The 2465-nt window shown below is 56.2% G+C and carries 2 protein-coding genes; both read left to right on the top strand.

Annotated features, from left to right (window positions below; all coding sequences use genetic code 11):
• The first annotated feature begins 95 nt into the window (after positions 1-95).
• A complete protein-coding gene (gene istA, locus H928_RS25790; protein WP_043338331.1) occupies positions 96-1622 on the top strand; it encodes an IS21 family transposase in 1527 nt (508 codons plus the stop codon).
• Entirely contained in the window at positions 1612-2415 is an 804-nt protein-coding gene (gene istB / locus H928_RS0102240) for an IS21-like element helper ATPase IstB (RefSeq protein WP_027010444.1), read from the top strand. The genes istA and istB overlap by 11 nt, the downstream gene beginning before the upstream one ends.
• The last annotated feature ends 50 nt before the right edge of the window (positions 2416-2465 follow it).

The following is a 2465-nucleotide window of genomic DNA, read 5'->3' as shown; positions in this document are numbered from 1 at the left end:
ACAGAAGTGACCCACTAACCCCCAGGATTTCCATCTAATTCTGACCCACGCACTAACCCTAGCCTGCAGCTATGTTGAGCAGCAGGAGACCAGGAGTGATAGACGTGGCAATCCTAAGTGTCATCCGCCGCTGGGCATTGCGTGAGCAGTTGTCCATCCGCGAGATCTCTCGCCGAACCGGCCTGTCTCGCAATACCATCCGCAAGTACCTGCGATCAGACGTAGCTGAGCCCAGTTATGCCAAGCGGGTCAGCTCTTCCAAGCTTGATCCGTTCACGGCCAAGCTCTCTGCTTGGCTCAAGACTGAGGCGACACGCTCTCGCAAGCAGCGCCGCACGATCAAGCAAATGCATCTGGACCTGCAGTCTTTGGGCTATCAGGGCTCCTACAACCGCGTGGCTGCTTTTGCTCGCGTTTGGCATAAACAGCACGTTCTGGCGCAGCAAACTACAGGTAGAGGCACCTTCGTTCCCCTTGTCTTCGGGCCTGGTGAGGCCTTCCAGTTTGACTGGAGTGAGGACTGGGCTGTGCTTGGCGGCGTGCGCACAAAGCTGCAGGTGGCGCACTTTAAGCTCAGCCACAGCCGTGCGTTTTACGTGCGAGCCTATCCTCTGCAAACGCACGAGATGCTGTTCGATGCGCATAACCATGCCTTCGCTGTTCTGGGCGGCGTGCCTCGCAGGGGCATCTACGACAACATGCGCACCGCAGTGGATCGTGTCGGACGCGGTAAGGAGCGGGACGTTAACGCACGCTTTGCTGCAATGGTCAGCCACTTCCTGTTTGAGGCTGAGTTCTGCAATCCTGCTTCGGGCTGGGAGAAGGGCCAGGTGGAGAAGAACGTACGAGATGCCCGCCACCGCCTATGGCAGATTGTTCCACCTCTTGCGAATCTACCTGCACTCAACACGTGGCTTCAAGAGCGCTGCCTTGCGCTATGGCGAGAGATTGAGCACGGCAAACTACCAGGCAGCATTGCCGATGTTTGGGCCCAAGAGCAAACTTCATTGATGCCTGCTCCACGGCCATTCGATGGATTTGTGGAGCACACCAAGCGCGTCTCGCCCACCTGCCTCATTCACTTTGAACGCAACCGCTACAGCGTTCCTGCGCCGTATGCCAATCGGCCTGTGAGTCTGCGCGTCTATGCAGATCGTCTAGTAGTTGCTGCCGAAGGTCAGATAGTCTGTGAGCACCAGCGCATCATTGATCGCCGCCACGATGGCTCTGGCCAAACCATCTACGACTGGCACCACTATCTGGCTGTGCTGCAGCGCAAGCCAGGTGCATTGCGCAATGGAGCTCCGTTCGTAGAGCTACCCGCTGCTTTTAAGCGGCTGCAATCTATTTTGCTCAAGCACCCTGGCGGTGACCGAGAGATGGTGGAGATCCTAGCTTTGGTGCTTCACCACGATGAACAAGCGGTGCTTGCCGCAGTGGAGGTGGCCTTGGAAGCGGGTGTGCCCAGCAAGCTCCATGTACTGAATGTGCTGCACCGGTTGCTCGATGGAACCACTACTCCAGCGCCTGTCACATCTCCGCAAGCTCTTCAGTTGTCTGTAGAACCCCAGGCCAACGTGCGTCGCTATGACCAACTCAGAGAGGTACGCCATGCGTCATGACCCAGCCATCGCCTCCATAGTGATCATGCTGCGCGAGCTCAAGATGCACGGCATGGCCCAGGCCGTCAGTGAGCTAGCCGAACAAGGCGCTCCTGCGTTTGAAGCCGCTCAACCTATCCTGTCCCAATTGATTAAAGCAGAGACAGCAGAGAGAGTGGTACGCGCAGTAGCATATCAACTCAAAGCAGCCCGATTCCCTGCGTATCGGGATCTGGCTGGCTTTGAGTTTCGCCACAGCGAAGTAAATGAAGCGCTGGTGCGTCAGTTGCATCGATGCGAATTTCTGGAGGATGCCAACAATGTGGTTCTGGTCGGAGGACCAGGAACAGGCAAGACCCACATTGCCACAGCGCTCGGTGTTCAGGCCATTGAGCATCACCATCGGCGGGTACGCTTTTTCTCGACGGTCGAGCTGGTGAATGTGTTGGAGGAAGAGAAGGCTCAGGGCAAGGCTGGGCACCTTGCAACCAGGTTGTCGTATACAGACTTGGTCATCTTGGACGAGCTGGGCTATCTACCCTTTAGCGCATCTGGTGGGGCATTGCTGTTCCACCTATTGTCCAAACTCTACGAACGCACTAGCGTGGTGATCACCACCAACTTGAGTTTCAGTGAATGGGGCAGCGTATTCGGAGATGCAAAGATGACTACGGCTTTGCTGGACCGGCTCACGCATCACTGTCATATTCTGGAGACTGGCAATGATAGCTTTCGCTTCAAGAACAGCTCCGCACAGCAACCACCAACTACCGTGAAGAAGGAGAGGACCAGCAGAACTCTAGCCTCATCGTGAGCCAACAACTCACGAATCAGAGTGGGTCAAGATTGGATGGAAATGGTGGG

The organism is Comamonas sp. B-9 (assembly GCF_000410635.1).
Classification (GTDB): Bacteria; Pseudomonadota; Gammaproteobacteria; order Burkholderiales; family Burkholderiaceae_C; genus Comamonas.
Note: the sequence above shows the minus strand (reverse complement) of the source record. Positions and strands in the feature narration are given on the sequence as shown.